The sequence below is a fragment of the Microbulbifer sp. ABM4_008 genome (assembly GCF_056311705.1).
Window position 1 is genome coordinate 272,621 of record NZ_CM149970.1, and the last position, 22,432, is coordinate 295,052.

At 46.4% G+C, this 22,432-nt stretch carries 18 protein-coding genes and 2 pseudogenes; 13 read left to right on the plus strand and 7 right to left on the minus strand.

Annotated features, from left to right (window positions below; genetic code table 11):
* Window positions 1–89 precede the first annotated feature (89 nt).
* Both ACYX4J_RS01255 and ACYX4J_RS01260 read left to right on the plus strand, forming a co-directional pair.
* A complete protein-coding gene (locus tag ACYX4J_RS01255; protein ID WP_444895922.1) occupies window positions 90–812 on the plus strand; it encodes an SDR family oxidoreductase in 723 nt (240 codons plus the stop codon).
* Between the two features lie 131 nt (window positions 813–943).
* A complete protein-coding gene (locus ACYX4J_RS01260) occupies window positions 944–1,474 on the plus strand; it encodes a hypothetical protein (RefSeq protein WP_444911637.1) in 531 nt (176 codons plus the stop codon).
* Between the two features lie 67 nt (window positions 1,475–1,541).
* On the opposite strand, the gene mmsB is transcribed toward ACYX4J_RS01260, so the two are convergent.
* Together mmsB and ACYX4J_RS01270 are read right to left on the minus strand one after the other, a co-directional pair.
* Entirely contained in the window at window positions 1,542–2,435 is an 894-nt protein-coding gene (gene mmsB, locus ACYX4J_RS01265; protein ID WP_444911636.1) for a 3-hydroxyisobutyrate dehydrogenase, read from the minus strand.
* A gap of 18 nt (window positions 2,436–2,453) precedes the next feature.
* On the minus strand, window positions 2,454–3,965 hold the full coding sequence (locus ACYX4J_RS01270) for a CoA-acylating methylmalonate-semialdehyde dehydrogenase (protein WP_475709277.1): 1,512 nt from the start codon (window positions 3,963–3,965) through the stop codon (window positions 2,454–2,456).
* Window positions 3,966–4,282: 317 nt separating this feature from the next.
* Between ACYX4J_RS01270 and ACYX4J_RS01275 the strand changes: the two genes are divergently transcribed.
* Both ACYX4J_RS01275 and ACYX4J_RS01280 read left to right on the plus strand, forming a co-directional pair.
* Window positions 4,283–5,335, plus strand: a complete 1,053-nt coding sequence (locus tag ACYX4J_RS01275; RefSeq protein ID WP_444959768.1) for a hypothetical protein — start codon at window positions 4,283–4,285, stop codon at window positions 5,333–5,335.
* 174 nt (window positions 5,336–5,509) lie between these two features.
* Window positions 5,510–5,734, plus strand: a complete 225-nt coding sequence (locus ACYX4J_RS01280; protein WP_444934320.1) for a DUF7661 family protein — start codon at window positions 5,510–5,512, stop codon at window positions 5,732–5,734.
* Window positions 5,735–5,946: 212 nt separating this feature from the next.
* Here ACYX4J_RS01280 and ACYX4J_RS01285 read toward each other — a convergent pair whose 3' ends face one another.
* Window positions 5,947–6,549 (minus strand): N-acetyltransferase family protein, encoded by a 603-nt coding sequence (locus tag ACYX4J_RS01285; protein WP_475709278.1) that lies wholly within the window; start codon window positions 6,547–6,549, stop codon window positions 5,947–5,949.
* Window positions 6,550–7,010: 461 nt separating this feature from the next.
* Here ACYX4J_RS01285 and ACYX4J_RS01290 point away from each other — a divergent pair, with 461 nt between their 5' ends.
* Window positions 7,011–8,492, plus strand: coding sequence for a DEAD/DEAH box helicase (locus ACYX4J_RS01290; protein ID WP_444895928.1), 1,482 nt, complete (start codon window positions 7,011–7,013; stop codon window positions 8,490–8,492).
* A gap of 126 nt (window positions 8,493–8,618) precedes the next feature.
* On the opposite strand, the gene ACYX4J_RS01295 is transcribed toward ACYX4J_RS01290, so the two are convergent.
* On the minus strand, window positions 8,619–9,920 hold the full coding sequence (locus ACYX4J_RS01295; RefSeq protein WP_476177690.1) for a M20 family metallopeptidase: 1,302 nt from the start codon (window positions 9,918–9,920) through the stop codon (window positions 8,619–8,621).
* Window positions 9,921–10,634: 714 nt separating this feature from the next.
* On the opposite strand from ACYX4J_RS01295, the gene ACYX4J_RS01300 reads away from it, so the two are divergent.
* The 3 genes from ACYX4J_RS01300 to ACYX4J_RS01310 are packed head-to-tail and all read left to right on the plus strand — an operon-like array spanning window position 10,635 to window position 14,984.
* Window positions 10,635–12,992 (plus strand): efflux RND transporter permease subunit, encoded by a 2,358-nt coding sequence (locus ACYX4J_RS01300; protein WP_476177691.1) that lies wholly within the window; start codon window positions 10,635–10,637, stop codon window positions 12,990–12,992.
* Entirely contained in the window at window positions 12,973–13,788 is an 816-nt protein-coding gene (locus ACYX4J_RS01305; protein ID WP_444882942.1) for an outer membrane lipoprotein-sorting protein, read from the plus strand. Before ACYX4J_RS01300 ends, ACYX4J_RS01305 begins: the two co-directional genes overlap by 20 nt.
* Window positions 13,789–13,799: 11 nt before the next feature.
* A complete protein-coding gene (locus ACYX4J_RS01310; RefSeq protein ID WP_444895931.1) occupies window positions 13,800–14,984 on the plus strand; it encodes a hypothetical protein in 1,185 nt (394 codons plus the stop codon).
* A 69-nt stretch (window positions 14,985–15,053) separates the two neighbouring features.
* On the opposite strand, the gene ACYX4J_RS01315 is transcribed toward ACYX4J_RS01310, so the two are convergent.
* Window positions 15,054–15,647, minus strand: coding sequence for a TetR/AcrR family transcriptional regulator (locus ACYX4J_RS01315; RefSeq protein ID WP_444895932.1), 594 nt, complete (start codon window positions 15,645–15,647; stop codon window positions 15,054–15,056).
* A 319-nt stretch (window positions 15,648–15,966) separates the two neighbouring features.
* Between ACYX4J_RS01315 and ACYX4J_RS01320 the strand changes: the two genes are divergently transcribed.
* Window positions 15,967–16,266, plus strand: coding sequence for a hypothetical protein (locus tag ACYX4J_RS01320; RefSeq protein ID WP_445359060.1), 300 nt, complete (start codon window positions 15,967–15,969; stop codon window positions 16,264–16,266).
* Window positions 16,267–16,314: 48 nt separating this feature from the next.
* Window positions 16,315–16,626, plus strand: coding sequence for a cupin domain-containing protein (locus ACYX4J_RS01325; protein ID WP_445359059.1), 312 nt, complete (start codon window positions 16,315–16,317; stop codon window positions 16,624–16,626).
* A gap of 965 nt (window positions 16,627–17,591) precedes the next feature.
* Here the strand turns inward: ACYX4J_RS01325 and ACYX4J_RS01330 are convergent.
* Window positions 17,592–17,765, minus strand: a complete 174-nt coding sequence (locus ACYX4J_RS01330) for a hypothetical protein (protein WP_445359058.1) — start codon at window positions 17,763–17,765, stop codon at window positions 17,592–17,594.
* Between the two features lie 592 nt (window positions 17,766–18,357).
* On the opposite strand from ACYX4J_RS01330, the gene ACYX4J_RS01335 reads away from it, so the two are divergent.
* From ACYX4J_RS01335 to ACYX4J_RS01345, 3 genes and pseudogenes are all read left to right on the plus strand, one after another.
* Complete coding sequence (locus ACYX4J_RS01335; protein WP_445359057.1) at window positions 18,358–19,071, plus strand: cysteine hydrolase family protein; 714 nt, start codon at window positions 18,358–18,360, stop codon at window positions 19,069–19,071.
* Between the two features lie 853 nt (window positions 19,072–19,924).
* A pseudogene (locus ACYX4J_RS01340) lies at window positions 19,925–20,035 on the plus strand (DDE-type integrase/transposase/recombinase); the annotation flags it as partial.
* 228 nt (window positions 20,036–20,263) lie between these two features.
* Window positions 20,264–20,383, plus strand: a pseudogene (locus ACYX4J_RS01345) (IS3 family transposase); the annotation flags it as partial.
* 384 nt (window positions 20,384–20,767) lie between these two features.
* On the opposite strand, the gene ACYX4J_RS01350 reads toward ACYX4J_RS01345, so the two are convergent.
* Window positions 20,768–22,075 (minus strand): NAD(P)/FAD-dependent oxidoreductase, encoded by a 1,308-nt coding sequence (locus tag ACYX4J_RS01350; protein ID WP_445359056.1) that lies wholly within the window; start codon window positions 22,073–22,075, stop codon window positions 20,768–20,770.
* Window positions 22,076–22,432: the final 357 nt, after the last annotated feature.

Below are 22,432 nucleotides of genomic sequence, written 5' to 3' on the forward strand. Positions count from 1 at the left end.
TGGGCTAATCATATTAGTCGGAATTCCTATACTGGGTCTACTTAAACAAAACTATCCGCCGGGATAACTCATTGAAGGAGAGAGAGCCCATGTCCAAACCACTCGTTGTTATTACTGGAGCCAGTTCAGGTATTGGTGCTGCCATTGCCCAACATATGTCTGCTGCCGGGCATCCTCTATTATTGTTGGCAAGGCGTGTGGACAAGCTGGAAGCTTTAAATCTGCCAAATACTCTTTGCAGGAAAGTGGATGTGACTGATATGGCAGCCTTGCGCGAGGCAATTCGTGAGGCTGAGACTCAGTTTGGTCCGGTTGACTGTCTGATTAACAATGCCGGCAAAATGTTACTGGGCAATATTGAAACCCAGAACCCCGATGAGTGGCGGAAAATGTTCGATGTGAATGTATTGGCCTTGCTTAACGGTATGCAGGCAGTTTTGGAGGATATGAAAACTCGCCATTCCGGGACCATTATCAATATCAGTTCTATTGCTGGAGTAAAAACATTTATCAATCATGCTGCGTACTGTGGTACCAAATATGCTGTCTCTGCTATTGGTGAAACCGTGCGCGAGGAAGTGGCGCCTACCGGGGTACGTGTAATGACCATATGCCCCGGCGCGGTGGAAACAGAGCTGCTAAGCCACACTACCTCAGCAGAAATTATTGAGGCCTATCAACAATGGAAAGAATCCATTGGTGGTGCAATTAATGCAGAGGATATTGCTCGCACAGCTATGTTCATGTACTCCCAGCCCCAGCATGTAAATATTCGAGAGGTTCAAATTGCAGCAACAGGGCAGGGACAGTAATCCTGATTTTGTACCGCGCAAACACTAATCGTTTTTCCAAGCAATATTTCTTTTGCTAATATTCCCAACTTAAGCCAGCTAACTGGAGCTGGCTTAAGTTGGAATGGATAGTAAAGGATATGGAGATATCAGTGCGAAGAACGATTTTAATTGCCGGCCTGATTTTATGTTCCTCTGCGTTTGCACAGCAAAATACAGATGAGCAAGAGAGTGGCGTAGCGGAAACGGCAAAATCAGTGATGTCTAACATCGTCAGCTTTGGTAAAAACCTGATGGATGGTGCCAGTGAAGGTGTGGTTGATGGACGTAAAACAGGGCAGAGTACTGATGGTGCTGTACTTATCAATACGCTGGAAGATCTCAATAAGTATCTGGAAAGCGACGTTATCGCAGTGACCGCCCATGCAGAGAGTGGTTGCTATGTTGAAGTTGGTTTTAAAAATCAAAATGACTTCCCCGTGCGGTTAATCGACCTGGATAGCTCCGAGGCAGTGATCCTTATTGACCAGGATGGCTATGCAACCAACTTGTTTAGGGGCAAAGGAAACCCTGAAGAACTCACGATTCCCAGTAATGCTGGACGCAAACAAAAGTTCTACTTTGCTATAGAGTGGGATCAAGTGCGTGAAATCCGAATTCTCGGTAAAGTCATGCAACCATAGCCAGTAACTGGTGCTGGAGAGAAGTGGAGCTGCGGCAGGGGTTGTGGATACCCAGCCTGCTACGCGGCTAATCCACTTCTTGAAATAGCTTTTGAATAGATGAGAAGTCCAAATCACTACCTCCGCGCAAATTGAGAATTCCATAGAGATTGCGCGCCATTGAGCCGAGAGGCGTATAGCTCTTACTCTGAGTGGCTGCTTCCTGCGCCAACCCCAGGTCCTTACACATAAGTTTTACCATAAAGCCACCGCTATAGTTTTTACTCGCTGGAACTTCGGGCATTACTCCGGGATAGGGATTGTAATTTTGTAGGGACCAGTTGGCTCCTGAACTCTTTAACATAATGTCGGAGAGCACATTGGGGTCGAGTCCATTATCTACCCCCATTTGTAGGGCTTCAGCGGTACCAATCATATGAATAGCCAGCAGCATATTGTTACAAATCTTTGCTGTTTGGCCAGATCCCGCTGCTCCTGCATAGAAAATATTGCTACCCATTGGCTCTAGAACTTCCCGGGCCCTGTCGACATCACCGGCCTCTCCCCCACACATAAAACTCAAAGTCCCTTTGCTAGCACCCGCCACTCCCCCGGAAACAGGGGCTTCAATGGCTTGCAGGCCTTTGATTCTGGCTTCACGAATAAGGCGCTTAGAACTGTTGGAAGAAATAGTGGAGCAGTCGATAATCAAACAGTCGCGAGAAATACTGTCGAGTAGTTTGTCGGTATCAATATACAGGCACTCAACCGCCGCGCTATTAGGCAGCATGCTTACCACAAAATCTGCTTCCTCGACGGACTCTTGGGGAGAGGAGCACTTTTTGATACCGCTTTCTACAGCGGTATCCAGTATTTCAGTGACCGGGTCAAACCCTTTAACTTCAAAGCCCGCCTGGACCAGGTTGGTGGCCATAGGCAGTCCCATATGGCCCAACCCTAAAAATGCGACTGTTTTAGTCATGCTGCTCTCCAGTTAACATTATTTGAGCTGTATGGTTAAGTTGGTGTGCTCTGCATGCTCTATATCACTGTCAAACCAGCGTGCCGTAACAGTTTTGGTTTCGGTATAAAACCGTACAGCTTGTTTTCCATAAGCGTGTTGATCACCGTAAAAAGACGCTCGCCAGCCGGTAAAACTAAAGAAAGGTAATGGCACTGGAATAGGTACATTAATACCGACTTGCCCCACTAATATTTCGTGTTGGAACTTACGTGCGGCAGCGCCACTAGCCGTAAATATTGAGGTGCCATTGCCATAGGGGCAGTTATTGATTAATTGGATTGCTTCTTCCAGGGAGTCGGCATTTACCAGGCAAAGTACGGGACCAAAAATCTCGTCGGTATAGATCGACATGTCCGAAGTTACATCGGCAAATAGGGTGGGACCAACCCAGTTTCCATTGGGAAACCCTTCGACAGTAATTTCAGAGCCATCTAATACACAGCGGGCGCCTTCCTTTTTGCCCTGGGCGATATACCCAAGCACCCTCGCACGAGCAGCGGGTGATATTAGTGGACCGAAGCCCGCTTGCGTATCCTTCCAATGACCGGGCTTGATAGCTGACATAGCGTCTTTAATGTCGTCTACCCATTGTTGTGTCTCCCCAACAAGTACAGCGACGGAAATCGCCATGCAGCGTTGCCCGGCAGCTCCGATGGATGATCCAACAATATTATTAATAGCCGCAGCCTTATTGGCATCGGACATCACGACCATATGGTTTTTTGCACCGGCAAAAGCTTGAACTCGTTTTAGGTGCTGGGTACCCATCTGGTAAATATGCCGCCCTACGGGGACTGAACCAACGAATGAAATGGCCTGAATGCCGGGATGCGTTAGAAGAAAATCCACCTGTTCCCTGCCGCCATGTACTACCTGTAAAACACCTGCTGGAGCCCCCGCTTCAGCAAATAATTCGGCCAGTTTGCAAGGCGTGACAGGATCCTGTTCAGAGGGTTTCAGAATAAAAGTATTCCCACAGGCAATCGCCATTGGAAACATCCACAGTGGAATCATTGCGGGGAAATTAAATGGTGTGATCCCCGCACAAACTCCAATAGGTTGTAGATAGGAGTAACAGTCGATGGTGTTGGCAACATTCTCTACGGTTTCACCCATCATTAGTGAAGCGATATTGGCTGCATGCTCAACAACCTCAATACCGCGCCAGACGTCCCCTTTGGCATCCTCAAAAGTTTTACCTGTTTCCTCGCTGAGGATTTCAGCCAGCAGCTCCTGATTTTCTTTCAGAAGCGCCTGGTACCTCAACATAATCCGTGCTCTTGCGGTAACCGGCGTATTTCGCCATTGGTCAAATGCTTCTTTGGCGGAAATTACTGCATTCTCCAGTTCAGTCTGGGTAGACAATGGCGCCTGTGTAAGAACATCGCCGGTAGCGGGGTTGGTTACATCCAGCCACTCAGTACTTTTGGACTGAATCCACTCACCACCAATCATTATTGGTAACTTGGAAGGAATATTCTTATTCATGTTAATTAAAGCGCCGAGAGGAGGGGATTTTATCCAACAGTTTAGGTGTTTTTTCGCGATTAAAGAGGAATATCACGCTGCTTTTATGACTATTCACTTTTGCTGAGCAGAAGGTTGATTGACCAAAAAATTAAAATAAATGTATTTGATTATCTTTGTAGAATAGATCGCAAATAATTAACACCCATAAGAAATGAAAAAATAATCTTGCACTGTACGGCTAGTATCTTGTGGCTGGCAATTCGGCTTTGGATTAATGCCTAGCTTAAATGTTGTTGTCGTAATGTAACTAGTGAAGAGTAAAAGAGGATTATTCAATGTGTTTTATGATAAAAAGAATACTGATTGTAATCGGATTAATGATATCTCCCATATTTGTTGGTGCTACCACTCTAAGTGACTTAAGTGCACATGAGCCTAGCTCTGACGAAACCTGGGCCGAGCAATGGTTCTATAACATTGCAATTCCCGATGTAGGATATTTCAAAGTTAGTTTACAAACCTATATTGCACCTGACTTTGCAGTTGTCAAGCCTAAAGCCTATATCCATTTAGCTTTTTCTTCAGAGACCGGAGCTACCACGAAGTATGATCTCTTTTTTGATGAAGTGATCTTGAAGCACCCCGAAGGTATTGATGAGTTCTATTATGAAGTACCGGGAGTAGTTGTGGCCGATGAGCAGGGTGTACAGGTCTTACATCCAGATTTCCTGTTTAATATGGAGTGGGCTGGTGAACACCACCATTACTGGCATGGGTTAAACCCCGGTCAAACCCCTTTTGGATTTATTCCTGAGATACCTGGGGTAGGAGGAAAGTGGTTCCTTTATACGGTCGGTACCCCAGTCAATTACAGTTATTTTGATGGTTCTATGTCTCTAGCCGGTGCTGGCTATGCGCAATTGGATAAGGGCTGGTATGACAAAGAATCCAGTGCCGGTATGATCTATTCAATGGGGCTAACAGATGACCTCTACTATATGATTACCGGAGCTAAACTGGGTGACTCAGAGATTGAAATGTGGGCGGGGCGATATGTTTCTGAAGAGTATGACCTGATTTTTTTACCGGCTTTTAATGGCTTCTCTGTTAAGCGGGAAGCAGATGCCTGTTCTGGTTATCTACAAGTTGAACTTAACAAAATTTCATACAAGTTAGTTGTCGAAGCAAAGGCAGACATTGCCAGCTTTTATCCACTGGAGTTTCCCTCTGTAATTATTTTTGGTGGTGAGCAGAGTTATATGAAATCCATGCAGGCAGATGTCAACTTCTATCTGTATCAATTTGGACAGTTGAAGGAGCAAATTCAAATGCCTCAGGCCTTGCTCGAATTTAGTGGGCCATTGGCGTGTGATGCTTTTTTTGATTAAGAAGAGTGGTATAAAAGAAGAAATTATTGGGTTTGCAGGAGTTAAATTAACTCCTGCAAATACTTTATTGTATCTGATGGAGAGCGTATTGTATCCATGCAAAGAAAATAGGTTTTCGAAATTTGTGTGAGCAATTGCAAAGCTTTGAGGCATTTTAGTTGTACATAGTTATTTATGAAAAAGCTTAAATTCAATGTTTTTGGTAGAGAGGTTTTGATCGAAAGGCAGTCGAATAGCTGGGCCACATTCTATCAGGGCAATGAAGGTAAGCGTCGCAGTGCCGGGATATCAATACCTTCAGAAATTAGTGAGAAAGATTTAGCCCAATACTTGGCAGATATCTGCCATGAATGGGCAAGTGAGCGGTACCCTGGTGTGGAGCGTATAAATACAAAATAAGTATATGGAAATTTGGCGGACGGTGGTGATCCAACTTCTCTTGAGGTCGTTTTGTAAAAGACCAATAACTGTAAGAAATTTTGAGGTCGCCAAGACTGCATTGGGAAAACGATGTACAGTTAAGTAGAAAATATATGAAGCAAGTACCAAGGGCACCTGCTTCATATAGATAAATAAATATAAATATGGACTGAAATTCTTAAATTACTCACTTACTCCAAATTTATTCGGGAAACTTCCTCTTTGTGACTAAAGCCATTAGTCTCAATATTAGCTTTCAATTCTAGTGTATAGGTGAGCAGGGTATAGTCTTTGGCATCGGCTTTACAGGTAAAGCCCATGGATTTTGCGAAACTGTCCACTCGTCTATTTTGTGCTGACTCAATCGAATAGATTCGTTCAAGCCCCTGATCCTGAGCGCAGTTGATGAGTCGCTTTAACATTAAGCGTCCCAAACCTAACCCCTGCCAGTCATCGCTCACCACAACGGCACACTCACAAGCGCGTCCGTCAACGTCAAGTGCGTAGTGTGCTATAGCAACAGCTCTTTGTGCTCTGTCACTACTGCAGAGTGCAATAAAAGCTTCATGTACATGGTGGTCGTTATCTGTGAGTAACTCCAATAGCTTTTGGCTGGCTTTACAGCTTCCGCCAATAAAGCGATCGCGGCGAGTTTCTGGAGACAACTGTTCAATTAGTTCTTTCTCAAGCTGGCCATCACTGCGACAGATGGGGCGTATTGAGACTTTGCGTCCATTGCCGAGGGTGATCAGCTCAACTTGGTGTTCAGTATTCACACTGTTGTTGGGTGACATAACGGTTCCTATCCTGGCTGCTTTGAGCAGCTTTGTTTTACAAGTTCGCAACGGGATGGGGTACCTCAAAGATAGACGCTCGCGCTGCGAACGTGAAACTATGTTACGGTCCTGAAGACGACCTCCCCAACAACTGCTCTGTATAAACCTATAAAGGAAAGGAGTTTGGCTGGGCGAAACTATACAGTCAGCCTTTGTGTGGTATAGTACCGCCGCTGATTTTTCTCAGCTGCGTCATTTGTAGGCCGGTGATCCGCCGGTAGCCCCTCCGGAACTTTTCAAAAATTCTTCCAGGAAATTTCTACTGAATGCCGCGCGCCGGTTACGAGGACTGGCGATTAGACGGCTGTACACGCTGGGAGCAATACAGGCTCCCGATGTCGACTCCGATTTCTCTCTTCATTCCCTCAGGGGGAGTGAGTGTGTTTGATTGCGCCTGCGGCGCAGTTCGAGGTTTTTTTATGTTGTTTGAAGATCTGGGCCTTGCCCAGGAGATTGCCCGTGCCGTTGCAGAGCAGGGATACACTGCGCCTACGCCAATCCAGGCACAAGCTATTCCAGCGGTAATGAAGGGCAGCGATATTATGGCCGCAGCCCAAACTGGTACCGGTAAGACGGCTGGCTTCACTTTGCCGCTGTTGCATCGTCTTAGCCAGGGGGAGCGCGCTAGAAAAGGGCAAGTACGCGCACTGGTGCTCACTCCAACCCGTGAATTGGCGGCTCAGGTTTTCGATAATGTGCAGGGGTACAGCCAGTACCTGCCTATGCGCCATGCGGTGGTGTTTGGTGGTGTGAAGATCAACCCCCAGATTTCTCGTCTGCGAGGCGGAGCGGATATTTTGGTAGCTACCCCTGGGCGCTTGCTGGATCTGCACAATCAAGGGGCAATTCGCTTCGATCGCTTAGAAGCCCTGGTACTTGATGAAGCAGACCGCATGCTGGATATGGGCTTCATTCACGATATCAAACGAGTATTGAGGATTTTACCGGCTAAGCGTCAGAACCTTCTATTCTCCGCAACTTTTTCACCAGATATTCGTCAGCTGGCGAAAGGCTTGGTAAAAGACCCGCTGGAAATTGATGTCAGTCCACGCAACTCCACTACTAAATCGGTGCGACAGAAACTCCATCCTGTGGATAAGGCTCGAAAAACGAAACTGCTTAGTCATTTGATTAGGGAGAATAACTGGCACCAAGCCTTGGTCTTTAGTCGAACTAAACATGGTGCCAACAGGCTGGTGAAGCAGCTCGAAGGTGACGGCATCCTGGCAGCAGCCATTCATGGTAATAAAAGTCAAAATGCACGAACTCGTGCCCTGGCGGACTTTAAGGCTGGCAAGGTTCAGATTCTTGTGGCGACTGATATCGCGGCCCGAGGCATCGACATTGACCAACTGCCCCAGGTAGTAAATTTTGATTTGCCCAATGTACCTGAGGACTATGTCCACCGTATTGGCCGCACAGGGCGTGCGGGCGCTCAGGGACAAGCGGTATCTCTTGTTAGCGCTGATGAGATTAAGCAGCTTCGCGATATTGAGCGCTTGATCGGCAAGCCAATTCCGCGCGAGGAAATCGAAGAGTTTGAGCCAGACCACCAGGTGCCCGCATCTGGAAATCCAAAGCGGGGTGGGTTGCAAAAGCCCGGCTCCAGCAAGCGCCCAGCGGGTAACTCACAGAAGAGTGAAGGGCGGCGTGAAGCGCGCGGCAATAGCGAGGAGCGTCGGGGCAACCGCGGCAATGGACGCGGTAAGCCTGAGGGGCGTGGAAATTCTAGCGGCCGCAGTGGTAACGCCTCTGCGGGTAAAGGTGCTCCAGCCAAGCGCGCGGGCGATAACGGTAAAGGTAAAGGGCGCGGTGCTGAGGCTGGTCGCAGTGATGGACAGAAGCCACAACGAGCTCCGAGACGGCGTCCTACTACTAGAGGGCAATCTGAAAGTGCCTAGTATTTTGCTGGACTCTTAATGCCGATAATAAGGTATTCACCTGCGAAGGTGTTGTAATCTTTAATATCGAGTTTTAAGAGTAACAAGCATCTAAAAAAGAGCCTCAAAATGAGGCTCTTTTTACAATTACTGTTTTTTATAGTTCGCCATATAATCCAAAGTTAACAGGGTCAGCGCTTCAGTACCCTTGCGCAAAGCGCCCTCATCCACATAGAAAAGCGGTGAGTGATTGCTTGGAGCTTGGCTGGCATCCTGATCTCTAGGAGTTACCCCCAGGAAGTAGAAAAAGCCAGGGACCTCATTGGCATAGTAGGAGAAATCTTCTGCCCCCGTGATTTTGGGTACTTCTACAACATTCTTGTCGCCGACAGCAGATCTCAGAATAGGCAGGGCCATTTCTGTCAGCTCTGCATTATTTATCGTTACCGGATAGCCTTCCAGAATCTCCACGTCTGCGCTTGCACCGGAGCTTTCAGCAATTAACTCCGCAGTGGTTTTTAAGCGTTTGAAAATTTCTGCACGGTTATCCATATCAAAATTACGGATGGTGCCATTCAGATAGACACTATCGGGAATGATATTGTTGCGGACACCACCGTCAATACGTCCGAAAGAAACGACTGCGGGCTCTTTGGTGATGTCGATCTGGCGGCTGACAATGGCTTGGGTGCCCATTACGACTTGTGCGGCGGCGACAATAGGGTCCACTCCACCCCAGGGGCGTGAGCCATGGGTTTGGCGGCCATTGATGGTAATACGGAATTCATCGGCAGCGGCCATAAGCGGGCCCGAGCGATAGCCGATGACGCCGGTGGGTAGCGAGGAAGTGACATGCTGGCCAAAGGCCACGTCCGGCTTGTACTTCTTGAAGATTCCTTCTTTGAGCATTAACTCCGCGCCACCTTCTTCATTGTCCGGTGCGCCTTCTTCTGCGGGCTGGAATATAAACAAGACGTTTCCAGCCAGCTCATCGCGAAGGCCTGCCAGGACCTCGGCAGTGCCCATCAGCATGGCCACATGGGTATCGTGGCCACAGGCATGCATAACGCCAACATCTTTACCTTGGTAAGTGGTTCTCGCTTTGGAAGCGAAGGGCACATCGGTTCTCTCGGTGACTGGCAGAGCGTCCATGTCCGCGCGCAAGGCAACAGTTGGTCCCGGTTTTCCGCCCCTCAAAAAGCCCACAAGGCCGGTATGGGCGATACCGGTTTCCACTTCAAGGCCCAGTGCACGTAAGTGTTTTTCAATATATTTGGCTGTTTCAAATTCGCGATTGCCCAGTTCTGGGTTCTGGTGCAGGTGGCGGCGCCACTCAATCACTTTGGACTCAGTGTTTTCCAGCAATTGCTGAGGCTTAGGGTCGCTTGCAGAAGCATGGGTAGCTAGCAGCGATGCACCGATTGCGATGGGCAGGAGCAGTTTTTTCACAGCACAATTCCTTCATTCTCATTATCGTCGGCCGATTCTACCCCAGATTTTGCGTAACCGACTCCCTCGAGCTGGCTTGCCTTTATATATTTTCAGTTTCCGCTGTTGACATGATGAACCGAACGGTTCAAGATGTTCTGCGTAGGTTGTGGAAAGAGCTATAACCACAGAACAATGAGGGTCGCAGGAGGCTCTCAAGGTTTTCACGAGACTGAGTGGCACAGAAAGTTATACTGATAGGTCATAGGTTGGAAATAATTAGAGATGTTTAACTTGTCGAGCCCTCTAATTATTTCTTAGAGGATAATTAACGGGTTAATTTATAGTGATAATAATAGGCAGGTTACGAATATATCTGTATGTCTCAGGCATATATAAATAATTATTATATTTATTGTTAGATTTACGACACTGTAAATTAGGTATTCTCTTAACTCGGTGGCTCTCTCGTGGTGGGGAAAGTTAAGCTTTGTCTGATTATTGGCTACCATTAATTACAAAGAAGTGGTTTTTATAACGCCTAAAGCGATAACTCTTTATTGATGTCTCGGCCACATTTACGGTTTGGCTGATGGCATAGTGTGCCTTTTTATCAAATTTTGTAGCTGATCTTATATTGGCTATTACGAGATTCTGTGGCCGTAAGTAAATACCCATTTGCTTAGGTTGTTGATTAATTATTTTTCTATTAAGTTGTTTGAAGGAGCTGATTTAATGTCATCCCCCCAATTACCTTCGAATTGGGTCAGCCGTTATGCGGATTGGCTTATTCGATATCGATGGCTGGTAGCCATTGGCGCACTACTGTTAGCCTTCTTTGCGGTAAGCGGAGCAAGATTCCTGGGTTTCAACAATGACTACCGGGCATTCTTTAGTGAAGCTAATCCTCAACTACAAGCTTATGAGCAAATCCAGCGCACTTACACCAAGAATGACAATATTCTGTTTGCGGTAGTGCCTAAAGATGGCAATGCCTTTTCCAATGATACCCTGGCAGCCGTAGAGGAGATGACCGAGAAATCCTGGTTGTTACCCTATGCGCTGCGGGTGGATTCAATCACCAACTTCCAGCACACCATTGCCGAGGAAGATGACCTCCTGGTACAGGACTTGGTGGAAAATGCCAGCAATTTAGATGCAGAAACCCTGGCCTCTATCAAGGCTGTAGCGCTGGCAGATCCCACCTTGAAGGAGCGCCTGGTAAATAGTGATGGTTCCGTTACAGGGATAAATATCACCTTCCAGCTTCCACAAAAATCCATGCATGAAACCCCTGAAGCGGCTGAAGCTGCACAGGCATTGATGGAAGAGATTGAGGCAAAATACGATGTAGAGGTCTATGCGACCGGTATTATTTTACTGAGTAATGCATTTTTTGAAGCCTCTCAGTCAGATATGAGCACCTTAGTTCCGCTCATGTACCTGGTGATTATTGCAGTTGTATTTTTGTTGGTGCGGAGCTTCAGTGCGACTTTTGCAGCGCTGCTGGTTATCGTCTTCTCCATGGCCGCAGGAATGGGTTTGGCCGGTTTTATAGGTGTTAAATTGACACCGCCCTCCGCTTCTGCGCCCACCATTATTATGACTCTCGCAGTGGCGGATTCGATACATATATTGGTGAGCCTGTTTGCTGCAATGCGCCGTGGACTCAGCAAGCACGATGCAATTAAAGAGAGCTTGCAGCTCAACATGGGGCCTGTGTTCTTAACTTCGATCACTACCGCCATTGGCTTCCTGTCGATGAACTTTTCCGATGCGCCTCCTTTCCACGATCTGGGTAATATTACCGCGATGGGTGTGATGGTGGCTTTCTTCTTATCGGTTACCTTACTGCCTGCATTGATGGCGATACTTCCAGCCAAGAGTCGCGCCAGTGAGTCCAAAATTGGACGCTCCATGGATACTCTGGGAGATTTTGTGATTCGCCGTCAGCGCCCGATATTACTCGTGGGAGTCATTGTCTCGTTGGGATTACTGGCAATGATTCCAAACAATGAGATTAATGATGACTTTGTTGGTTACTTTGATGAATCTGTGGAGTTCCGAACCGATTCAGATTATATCAATGAGAACCTCTCTGGTATTTACCAGCTGATTTACTCGATCGAATCCGGTGACAACAATGGTGTCAGCAATCCGGAATTTCTTGCCAATCTGGAGCGTTTCACTGAGTGGATGCAGGCCCAGCCCGGGGTGCGCCATGTCAATACCATTGGCGATACTTTCAAGCGCTTGAACAAAAATCTGCATGCTGACGATTCGTCCTACTACAGGTTGCCCGAAGACCAGGAATTGGCAGCCCAGTATTTATTACTGTACGAGCTGTCTCTCCCCTATGGCTTGGATTTAAATAATCAGCTGAATGTGGCTAAGTCGTCAACGCAGATTATTGTAACTCTCGATAATCTCAAGTCGAAAGAACTCAAAGCGGTAGCTGATGCCGGCAGTAATTGGCTGGAGAAAAACATTGGTGTAACTGCCTATGGTGTAGGTCCGGCGATCATGTTTGCCAATATTGCCGAGCGCAATATGGAGGGCATGTTGGTGGGCACTCTGGTTGCGTTGGTGTTAATTTCTGCACTGATTGGTATTGCCCTGCGCAGTGTCAAACTCGGTTTCTTAAGCTTAATTCCCAACTTGTTGCCGGCCGGCCTGGCATTTGGCCTCTGGGGTGCACTGGTAGCTGAAGTCAATGTGGCTGTCACTATGGTGACCGGTATGGCACTGGGTATTGTGGTAGATGACACAGTGCACTTCCTCAGTAAATACCTGCGCCAGCGCCGTGCAGGCTATAACGTGGAGGACGGACTGCGTTACGCCTTCTCTTCAGTGGGTGTAGCGATAGTTGTGACCTCAGTCATTCTGATTGCCGGATTTATGGTGTTGGCCCAGTCCTCCTTCGGTATGAATTCTTCCATGGCACTTCTGACTGCAATTTGCATTTTGATGGCCTTGCTGGCGGATTTCCTACTTCTTCCGATTCTCTTGATGAAGCTCGATGCCAAGGCGTACGACCCCGCTATTACCCCTATTGAAAATAAGGAGCAAAACTATGCAACCCAGCCGCTCTAAAAAACAGTTTTTGACACGGGCCCTAGCAGGTGCCCTGGCTCTGGCAGCTTTATCTGTTTCTGCCAGTGAACTGGATCTGGCCGCAGAAAAAGGTCTGGAAATTGCCAAGGAGGCGGACCGCCGCGACTTGGGATTCGGCGATCTCAGCAACAGCCTTACAATGACCCTGCGCAATAAATATGGTGAGGAGAGTGTGCGGGCTATGCGCACCAAAACTCTGGAGCAGGAAAATGACGGAGATAAATCCCTGGTGATTTTTGACAACCCTCGGGATGTAAAGGGCACAGCATTTTTGTCCTTTACTCATAAAGTGGGCTCCGATGACCAGTGGCTCTATTTGCCTGCTTTAAAGCGAGTAAAGCGTATTTCCTCCAGTAACAAGTCTGGACCATTTATGGGTAGTGAATTCTCCTATGAAGATATCGCCTCACAGGAGGTGGAGAAATACACCTATAAATATTTGCGCAACGAGTCTTTCGATGGCCGCGATCACTTTGTTCTGGAGTTGGACCCGGTTGATCCTAAATCCGGTTATTCCATTCAACACCTTTGGGTTGATACAGAGGAGTACCGCGCATGGAGAACCGACTATTATGACCGAAAAGGGGACCTGATGAAGACCCTCACGATTTCCGACTACAACCAGTACGGCGATCAATACTGGCGAGCCAATAAAATGGAAATGGTTAATCACCAGACTGGTAAATCCACGGAGTTGTTGTACGGCGACTGGGTATTTGGCAATGGTTTTACCGATCGCGACTTCACCAAAAATAGTCTCTCCAGGGCGAAATAGGGATTGCGCCCATGGCTAACCGAAAAATACTCACTTTGTTGCCACTACTGGCGGCGTTGAGTCATATGGCTGGAGCAAATGAGTTGAGCGGTTATGCGGGCCTGGAGGCCCGCGCATTCACCGCAGACCCTTTGGATTCAGCACAAAGTGATGCTGGTCTTTCTGCGTCTTTAAATCTCGAGTACTACCGGGATTTTGACGATGGAAACCAGCGTGTTGTGGCCAGTGTCTTTGGGCGCTGGGACAGTGAGGATAGCGATCGCAATCACGCGGATCTCGGTGAGCTTTACTGGTGGAAAGCTTACGATAGTTTCGAGCTTTACGCCGGGGTGCGCAAAGTATTTTGGGGAGTTACTGAAACCGTGCACTTGGTGGATGTGATTAACCAGGATGATGCACTGGAAAATATCGATGGTGAAGACAAGCTTGGCCAACCCATGATTAACCTCCTGATGGAGCGTGATTGGGGAACACTGGAGGTGTACGGTTTACTGGGTTTTCGCGAGCGTCAGTTTGCTGGCCGGGAAGGGCGATTGCGTACTCCGCTGCCGGTGGATGAGGATGCTGCGGTCTATCAATCTGACCGGGAGGAGAAGCACATAGATTGGGCCTTGCGTTACAGCCATGTGCTTGGAGATTGGGACCTGGGCCTCAGCCATTTTTCCGGCACTAATCGGGATCCATTATTATTGCTTACTGAAGATGGCTTGCTTGCGCCTTACTATGCACAGATCGATCAGACGGGTGTGGACATCCAAACTACCCGTGGAGATTGGTTGTGGAAGTTTGAAGCTATTTCATTTAAACCTCGCGGTGAAGATCGACAGACAGCAGCTGTCGGCGGTTTCGAATATACATTTTATGGTATTGGCGAAACGGTCTCAGATCTTGGGGTATTAATGGAGTATCAATTTGATGATCGTACCGGACCTTGGTCTACGGCCAGTCAAAATGACATTGCGATAGGTGCGCGATACGCCCTAAATAATACCCAGGATACGGAGCTTTTATTTGCCGTAAGTACCGATTTGGATAACGGTAGTCGTTTTTCCAATCTGGAACTGACCCACCGACTAAATGACCGCTGGTTAATAGAAGCAGAGGCGCGTTTTTTCGGTAATGCCGATGAAGAAGACCCTACCTACAATTTGCGCAACGACGACTATTTTCAGTTGGAATTACGTCGCTATTTTTAAAAGTTAATTCTCACAGGAATACCCCCATTCCCACCCCAAAGAGGCAAGAAGTTTTGGGGTGGGCTTTTTTTAGGGAAGTGTATACTGGTCCAGAATTGTGGATAGCTGTTGGTAACTGTTTTTGCCTGCTATGGTACTGCCCGTGCCTTTATTCAGGGCCACTACGCCTCGGCTTACCGCCATAACCATCGCGGCGAGGGCGGCACAATCGACACCGGCTTGCAATTGGCCATCGTCAATAGCCTTTTGCATACGGGTTTCGATCCGGTTCAGCATATCATTGGTACCCTTGGCTACCAGGTCAGCGAGAAACCCTTCACTGGCACCCACCTCCATTGCTGCCATAGTAGCGATACAGCCTTCAGGAGTTTCAGAGCTCTCCATACCTGACTGAAGCATTTCCAGGAAGCCGCCCATAGCTGTGCGGAAGTCCGGGTGGTTCAAGGTATCCATAGCATCGCAGGCATATTGGGTGTGGAAATGTTCCAGACAGCGGCCATACAACCCTTCCTTGCTTTGGAAGGTGTTGTAGATGCTGGATTTATTCAGTCCCATGGCCGATTCAAGATCCGACAAGGAAGTTGCTTTGTAGCCTTTTTCCCAGAAAACGCGCATGGCCTTGTCTAGTACTTGTGACTCATCGAACTGCTTGCGCCCACTCATTTATCGTTACCAAACCTAAAAAAAATGATAGTGACACATCAATCTGGGGGGGGCAAGACAGGGCAGGTTTTTGACTGATATATCACTCATGTGGATGGTTAGTCAGGCAGCTTGGCAGTCTTTGAACCGGGAGAGCGTGACCAAGGCTTCTGAATTAGAGGGCAAGAAGTCGATGGTGGCGGACCAATTTGGAACAAAGGTATGTTAAGCATTTAGGGTAGGGGTGAGTTACCGTATGGAGTGATACTATCCAGTTTCCTCTCTTTGATATTTCACCTATGATTTCTCCGTTCAATAATTAGGGGAGAGAGGAAGCCTTATGGGAATTTTTGAAAAAGCTAAGGAGCTTGGTGAAAAAGTTAACGAGTCAGTAACTGCATTCAGCAGCGATGAAGTCCTAGCAAATACTGTGATTAAGGCCGTTGAAAAGCAGGAAAAGGTCAATGCTATTTTGAAAGCCAAGGGCTGTAATTACCGGGTTGCCGATATTGACCTGGGAATGGGAATACCGCCGACGGTAACTTTTGGCGTAAGGCGAGTGGATGAATTTGGCGGTGAGACCTGTGATGAAGCTGTTAGTGAAAATTCACAGGTGCCAGTGGAGGCTGACAGAGAATAATAGTTATTCTTGAATCATAAATCGAAATATATAATTAGAGTTGAAGCTGTGGATATTTTTCGAAGTAGGGATTTTACAGGTGAAAAGCCCTGGGCATCTAAATTAATCACCAATATGAATGGAATTACCATCAGGTTGCATTGGAGTGATAAGCCTTATGTTTGGCATGTCAACGATGGAAAAGAGGTTTTTGCTGTACTCGATGGCTGCGTGGAGATGTTTTTTAAAACTGGGGGGAGGACAGAGTCCACCCTGTTGGAATCTGGTGATATATTTTATGCCTCTGAAGGAACCGAGCATGTTGCACACCCTATCGGAGAGGCCCGCATTTTGGTAGTGGAGTCGGAGGGCAGTATTTAGGAAAATTTTATTTCCTGCTGGGCCGTAAGGAAGATATCACACTAGAGTTATACTGTGAAAAGATCCCTGTCGGCTCTCAATTGGGATCTGCGTTCATGTGGTCTCTTGCGCAATGTGCCTACTTTTAAAGGATGTGACTGAATAGGTCGACTTCTTGTCATTTAAATACCAATTTCACTGAATATAAAACGGTAGAATCAATAATATTGAAACGGGACTGTGTACTTTATAGAGGTTGACTACAAATAGCCCATAAATTCAAAAAATATCACTGAAGCTATTTTTAATGCCCACCTTATCTGATATGAGGTCTATATTTCTCGTTTTGCAGGTTTTGGTAGATGCTGCTAATCACAATACTTCGGATAGTTTTAAAAATAAAACGGGCGGGAACCATAGACAGAAATTGAGAAAATAAAGTTCCTGGACCTATTTGGTTTAATACCTGTCTATGGAAGATATAGTGAAAGGTTTTTTGTTCGAGTTTCAAGTCAAAAAACTAAAAAAAATTTCATGTTCATGCTGTTTCCTGTGCTGATGGTCTTCCAGGAAAAGTGAAGTTTCTGAACATGGAACGATACAGTTTAGCCAGTGAGAAACTCAATCGTTGACAGCTTTGTCGTAACTTTTACTTCGTTAAGCTCAATGCAGGATTTTCATGCACATTTTCCTAAACAACCATGAATGTGTGATGGATATAGGTGCCGGTTTTAACTGTAAATCAGAAGAAACGACTGAGGAAATGGGGTGGTATTACAATGATATTTTTGGAACCTCACACCGTGGCCTTTAAATATCTATGATTAGCGTCACTGACCTGAAGTCGAATATTGCTGATACCATGGATGTCCAGCAGACCCTAGACGAAGATGGCTGATCTCGAAATGAGTTATATACTCACCATGCTTTCTAACTTGCACTAAATCCCTTGATCTAGATATTAATTATCTTCCTGCAGCTATTTCCTACACCAAGGTGAAATCTGTTTCGGCCATCATTCCGGCAAGATTACATATCGTTGTCAGGTGGCGATCTGACGCGAGCGGTGGCTGTATAAAAGTGTTTACAGAGGCACAGAACGCCCCAGAAGATACGATGGAGCGGTTGACTTTGTTGCCGATTTGAATCGTTTTAAACATGTTGGCGCTCTTAATGATACTGCTGAGGTTTACACAAAGACTGTCTATGTCAGTTTGTTGAAAAGAGCTATTCGTGTTGTGATGCTAAAGTTTATTAATGGCGACAAATATAGTCACGTACTACCTGCCGTATTTGACATCCCAAAACTGGATGCGATGACATGGATTACCTATTATAAGTCAATGTTTTAAATAGAATTTTCATTCAAAGATGTCAAACAGTACACAGGTCTAATCTACTGCCAGCCAGCACGAAAAGAGGCTATCAATCTATGAGTAAATGAAGTGTTGATAGTCCTCAATTTAAAAAAATAGAAGCAATAGACGAAGCAATATTTATTTAAATAGCCAGCTGGAAGCGCCATAAATTTAACTAGCATTTCATGGACAGAATTTTCAACGATTTAGGTCTGGATCTGATGTGTGGAAAAGTTTTCAGTGTTTACGAATGGTGTAGTGACTGTGGGGCAATAGCTGGATAAAGCTGTCCGAAGTATTACGATTTAAGACTTATAGGATAGTCCTGCTGTGGTTTCGTGGGACAGCTATAACAGCTTTGGTACCCCTAATATCTAACATTTGAGTAGGGCTGATGATGGAAGAGGACAATATGCTAAATTATCTGTCAGCAAATACCAACGCGGCTCTGGTTGTTGTCGATATGCAAAACGATTTTTGTTGTGCGGGAGGCTATTACGATCGCAGGCAACGGGGTTCCAGTAATATTGAATTAAAAATCCCGTCGCGACGTAGAGATTGGAGTCCGCGAATTATCCGCAAGGGTGATGATCTGGAACAGGTAGTTAATAATGTTATTTCATGTATGAGGGTTGCCAAAGAGAGAGGGATCCCTGTTCTTCTGTTGCAGACAGTTATTAAGCCAGATCATAAATATCGTAATTCTTTTCTTCGGGGCGAGGAAAATAGAGGTAGGTGTTACTACCCTTGTAAGTCAAATACTTGGGGCGCGGAGATAATAGAGCCTGTTTGGCAATTGGCAGATGAGAGTGTAGTTGTAGTTGAAAAGCATGTTTATAATGGCTTTGTTGATACCTTCCTGGAGGAGGAATTACTAAGTTTAGGGGTTGATACAATTTTTATTGTTGGTGTGGAAACACACATATGTGTTTTGGCTACTGCACAAAGTGCTTCATTTCGGTTCAAGACATATCTTTTGGAAGATTCTGTTTGGAGTGCCAATAGTAAGCTTGCTAAGCATGCACTTTCAATATTTAAAGATGGTTATGGCTATATCACTGATCATAAGGTTTTGTCTTTTGTGGGTGTACCATATGGCTCGCCTTAAGCAATAAATTAGAGATAGCTTATTCTGAATATGATTTTCTGCCTGAGCCATTTTGAATAGCCTGTCATCACCTAGACACTTTGGATAGTTTTAGGTACTAAAGCAGGTTGATGCCATGGATAGATCCTGTGAAAATAAGGTTTGCTCCTACCCGCCAACGATGGAAACCCTCTTAAGCGATAAACTACGTAGTAGCCGCGCCCAAGGTCAAGTAAATTGTAGTGGTCTATTTCTTCCGCGCAACTCGCTAAGATGGTAAAACTACTAAGCGAATCGAAATCTGACAACAGAAGGGGCACGTCAGCATTTTAAGCCAGAATTCAATAGAGACGCCGAAACTCTAGTCTCTGAGTAGAGATATTCAATTTCTAATGCAGCAGAGACTGTAGGAACCGCTGCCAATAACCTACGAGGCTGGGTAAAGGAGTTGGAGTAAAGCGGTAGTGGAGTTGGTAACGGAGAAACGAGCTGAGTTAAATCAGTTGCATATGGAGAAATAAATCCTAAAAAATCCAGTGCTTTATTTACGATAGAAATGAAATTAAGTACAGCTTAATTAAGAGTCAGCAGGGCAGCTTCCAATCAGGATGCTTGCCGGATAATTCAAGTAAATAGGAGCAGTTAAAGGTCTTATTTCCAGAATCAAGGCAGAGCCCAGGAATCCGTCGACTAATGAGATTGTTGTGCAAACAAAGCTTTGAAGTTAAGGGCCGTCGAGTTCGCAAGATCATAAATAAAATAGGTTTGGAAGTACAGCGCAAGAAGCGATTTACACTGACGACAGTCAGTAAGCACCAACTGCCGGTTGGAGAGAACTTTTTGAGTAGGGGGGGCTCCGAGTACTCAAAATCAAGTTTGGACTATGGATATAACGTACGTCTGGACTTTGCAGAGCTGGCTGTACTTGTCAGTAGTAATTTATCTTTACTCGCGTCGTATTGTTGGGTGGCACCTTGAGCATTAGATGGAAGTGGCTTTGGTAAGCCGTGCGTTGATGTTAGCTGTCAACTAGCATACGCCACCAAAGGGGCTTCTGTATCATTTTGATCTAGGGCCGGCTCTATCCAACAGACGCTAATTAAGCAGTATGAAATGGTGTGTTCAATGAGCCGTAAGGGAAATTGTTGGGACAACGCACCGACTGAACGTTTTTTTAGCGGCTTGAAGCGAGGGGTGGTTAACAGGGACTCTCTATCCAACAAGGGAGGGCTCTATAGCTGATGTGAGAACCTATATTGGTTATTATAACTCACGTAGAATACATACAACACTGGGGAAAACGACCCCCATCGAATTTAATAAATGTGTTTAAAGAAGTTTCCGGTTGGAGTTGACCACAATACCAAATGTGGGTGCGATTTTTATCAACCAGAGTGACTTGTGCTTCGAGGTGCCTTTTCCCAAAGATTGGAGCAAAGTTTAAATAGTGCCCGAGCTGCATGTCCAGGTGTAGTCCGCTAGCGCCGCCGAAGGCGATCATAGCTTTTTTATGGCGGGTGCTCTTACGGTCGATTTACTAATAAGCCGGTTCCCCGATCTTTGAAGACCTACTGCCATAATACTTTGCTGCTGGTGCGTCAGTATCCCCTGCATTGGTACTAGCTTTATTGAACTGGCGGTGTAGATTAATCTGAACTAAGGCGGCCTCGGTGGAAAGTCATCTTTTATCGTTGCGATAGCTTTTAGTTAATCCCTATCAGTGCAACTTAAGACGGGGGTTCATTGCGCGGTTGGCTTGACCAAGTAAATAGAGCAATATGGTCTTGGGCCAGCCATGAATTGTCGCCAAGTGCATTTGGTAGAAGGAGTGGTAGGCCAAACTGGCAATACGTCCCTCAAGGGTAAGGTTTTTTCTTAGTAAAGCACCCCTTAAGTTTCCTACAGCAGTGTTCGTGCTAAGGGAAACCAGCGTACCACGATCCCGGTAATGGAAGTGCCCCAGGGATTTATTTTCTATCAGGGCGACCAGGTTGGTGGAGCAGAGCTTGGCCATCTGTTGCGCGGCGAGTGCGCGTGATGGTACACGCCGATTGTTACCGTCGATGCAGCCGGCGCAATCCCCTATAGCAAAGATATGGGGGTCATTTTTGCTTTGCAGGGTGGTTTCCACCTCTATCTGGTTGCGCTGGTTGGTTATGAGGCCATCCAGCTGAGTGAGGAATTCCGGTGCCTTAACCCTGGTAACCCAGGCTCGAATTGCTGCGGGAATCTCTTTGCCGTCATCGGTAGTGAGGCTGTTGGCACTAACATTTTTAATATGGCAGTTGGTAAGTATACGAACCCCCATTTTAGATAGTTCGCGCGCGGCGCTATTGCCTAATCTTGCCGGTAAGTCCGGTAGTAGCTGGGGCTCAGCCTCGACTAAGGTAATGTCAATGGCTCCGGTTCGGATACGCCCATATTGGCTAACATGTCTACTAGCAGCCACCAGTTCAGCAGAAAGCTCCACTCCGGTACAGCCGCCGCCGATAATGGCAATTTGTAATGTTTTATCGGGGTTTGTTTCTAGGCATAGAAAGTAATCGAGCAGGTGCTTGTGAAATTTGTGTGCCTGCTCAATGCTGTCGAGGGGAATACAGTGCTCGCGTACCCCTTCTATATTGGAGTCATCGCTTATGCTGCCAACGCAGATTACTAGATAGTCGTACTCTAGTTCACGCGGAGGTATTAGCTCGCAGCCTTTGTCATTCAGTACCGCCCCTAGGGTCAAAATTTGACGCTTCCTGTCGAGGGACTGCAGTGAGCCGAGTTGGAATTCATAGCCATTAGAGCTGGCGTGAACTTGGTACTCAAGAGCATCCATACTGGTGTCTAATGTACCAGCGGCTACCCGATAGATAAGGGGTTTCCAGGTATGGGTGCGATTCTTATCGACTAAAGTGATCTGAGCAGATGGGGCCTTATGTTTAAACCCTCGTGTTTGAGTAGAGTTGAAATGGTGCCCAAGCCGAGTTGCCAAATAAAGGCCACTGGCTCCGCCACCGATGATCACAATCTTTTTCATGGAGGTTGGTCACCCCGTTTATTACTTAAAAAGTTAACTCACTAATCTGTATATAACTCACATTGTGTTTGTATATAGGTGTTTACCGGCGTCAATTTGGGCGCAAGAATTCCCTGAATGAAGGGTGATAAAGTAATGTAGGCTAGTACGGGATTATCACACTTGGCCGTGTTCCGCTTGGTTATCGCAGGTAAGTAACTGCCGCCAGTGGCCATCTCTACGTAGGCTTACCTTTGGTTGTGGATTCTCATTACTGCTGGTCACATCAATGATAGAGGTGCTCTACAGTAGTCCGCGCACACAGCTCCGCTTTGTCTGCTGGCACTGCAGTGAACAGGCCACCACAGGCCTGTGGAT

What these genes read in the sequence shown, in the direction of transcription:
- ACYX4J_RS01315 (WP_444895932.1), bottom strand. Translation starts at nt 15,647, where the DNA reads ATGAGTGGGCGCAAGCAGTTCGATGAGTCACAAGTACTAGACAAGGCC.
- mmsB (WP_444911636.1), bottom strand. Translation starts at nt 2,435, where the DNA reads ATGACTAAAACAGTCGCATTTTTAGGGTTGGGCCATATGGGACTGCCT.
- ACYX4J_RS01305 (WP_444882942.1), top strand. Translation starts at nt 12,973, where the DNA reads ATGCAACCCAGCCGCTCTAAAAAACAGTTTTTGACACGGGCCCTAGCA.
- ACYX4J_RS01275 (WP_444959768.1), top strand. Translation starts at nt 4,283, where the DNA reads ATGTGTTTTATGATAAAAAGAATACTGATTGTAATCGGATTAATGATA.
- ACYX4J_RS01335 (WP_445359057.1), top strand. Translation starts at nt 18,358, where the DNA reads ATGATGGAAGAGGACAATATGCTAAATTATCTGTCAGCAAATACCAAC.
- ACYX4J_RS01310 (WP_444895931.1), top strand. Translation starts at nt 13,800, where the DNA reads ATGGCTAACCGAAAAATACTCACTTTGTTGCCACTACTGGCGGCGTTG.
- ACYX4J_RS01320 (WP_445359060.1), top strand. Translation starts at nt 15,967, where the DNA reads ATGGGAATTTTTGAAAAAGCTAAGGAGCTTGGTGAAAAAGTTAACGAG.
- ACYX4J_RS01290 (WP_444895928.1), top strand. Translation starts at nt 7,011, where the DNA reads ATGTTGTTTGAAGATCTGGGCCTTGCCCAGGAGATTGCCCGTGCCGTT.
- ACYX4J_RS01300 (WP_476177691.1), top strand. Translation starts at nt 10,635, where the DNA reads ATGTCATCCCCCCAATTACCTTCGAATTGGGTCAGCCGTTATGCGGAT.
- ACYX4J_RS01330 (WP_445359058.1), bottom strand. Translation starts at nt 17,765, where the DNA reads ATGTTTAAAACGATTCAAATCGGCAACAAAGTCAACCGCTCCATCGTA.
- ACYX4J_RS01270 (WP_475709277.1), bottom strand. Translation starts at nt 3,965, where the DNA reads ATGAATAAGAATATTCCTTCCAAGTTACCAATAATGATTGGTGGTGAG.
- ACYX4J_RS01280 (WP_444934320.1), top strand. Translation starts at nt 5,510, where the DNA reads ATGAAAAAGCTTAAATTCAATGTTTTTGGTAGAGAGGTTTTGATCGAA.
- ACYX4J_RS01255 (WP_444895922.1), top strand. Translation starts at nt 90, where the DNA reads ATGTCCAAACCACTCGTTGTTATTACTGGAGCCAGTTCAGGTATTGGT.
- ACYX4J_RS01350 (WP_445359056.1), bottom strand. Translation starts at nt 22,075, where the DNA reads ATGAAAAAGATTGTGATCATCGGTGGCGGAGCCAGTGGCCTTTATTTG.
- ACYX4J_RS01285 (WP_475709278.1), bottom strand. Translation starts at nt 6,549, where the DNA reads ATGTCACCCAACAACAGTGTGAATACTGAACACCAAGTTGAGCTGATC.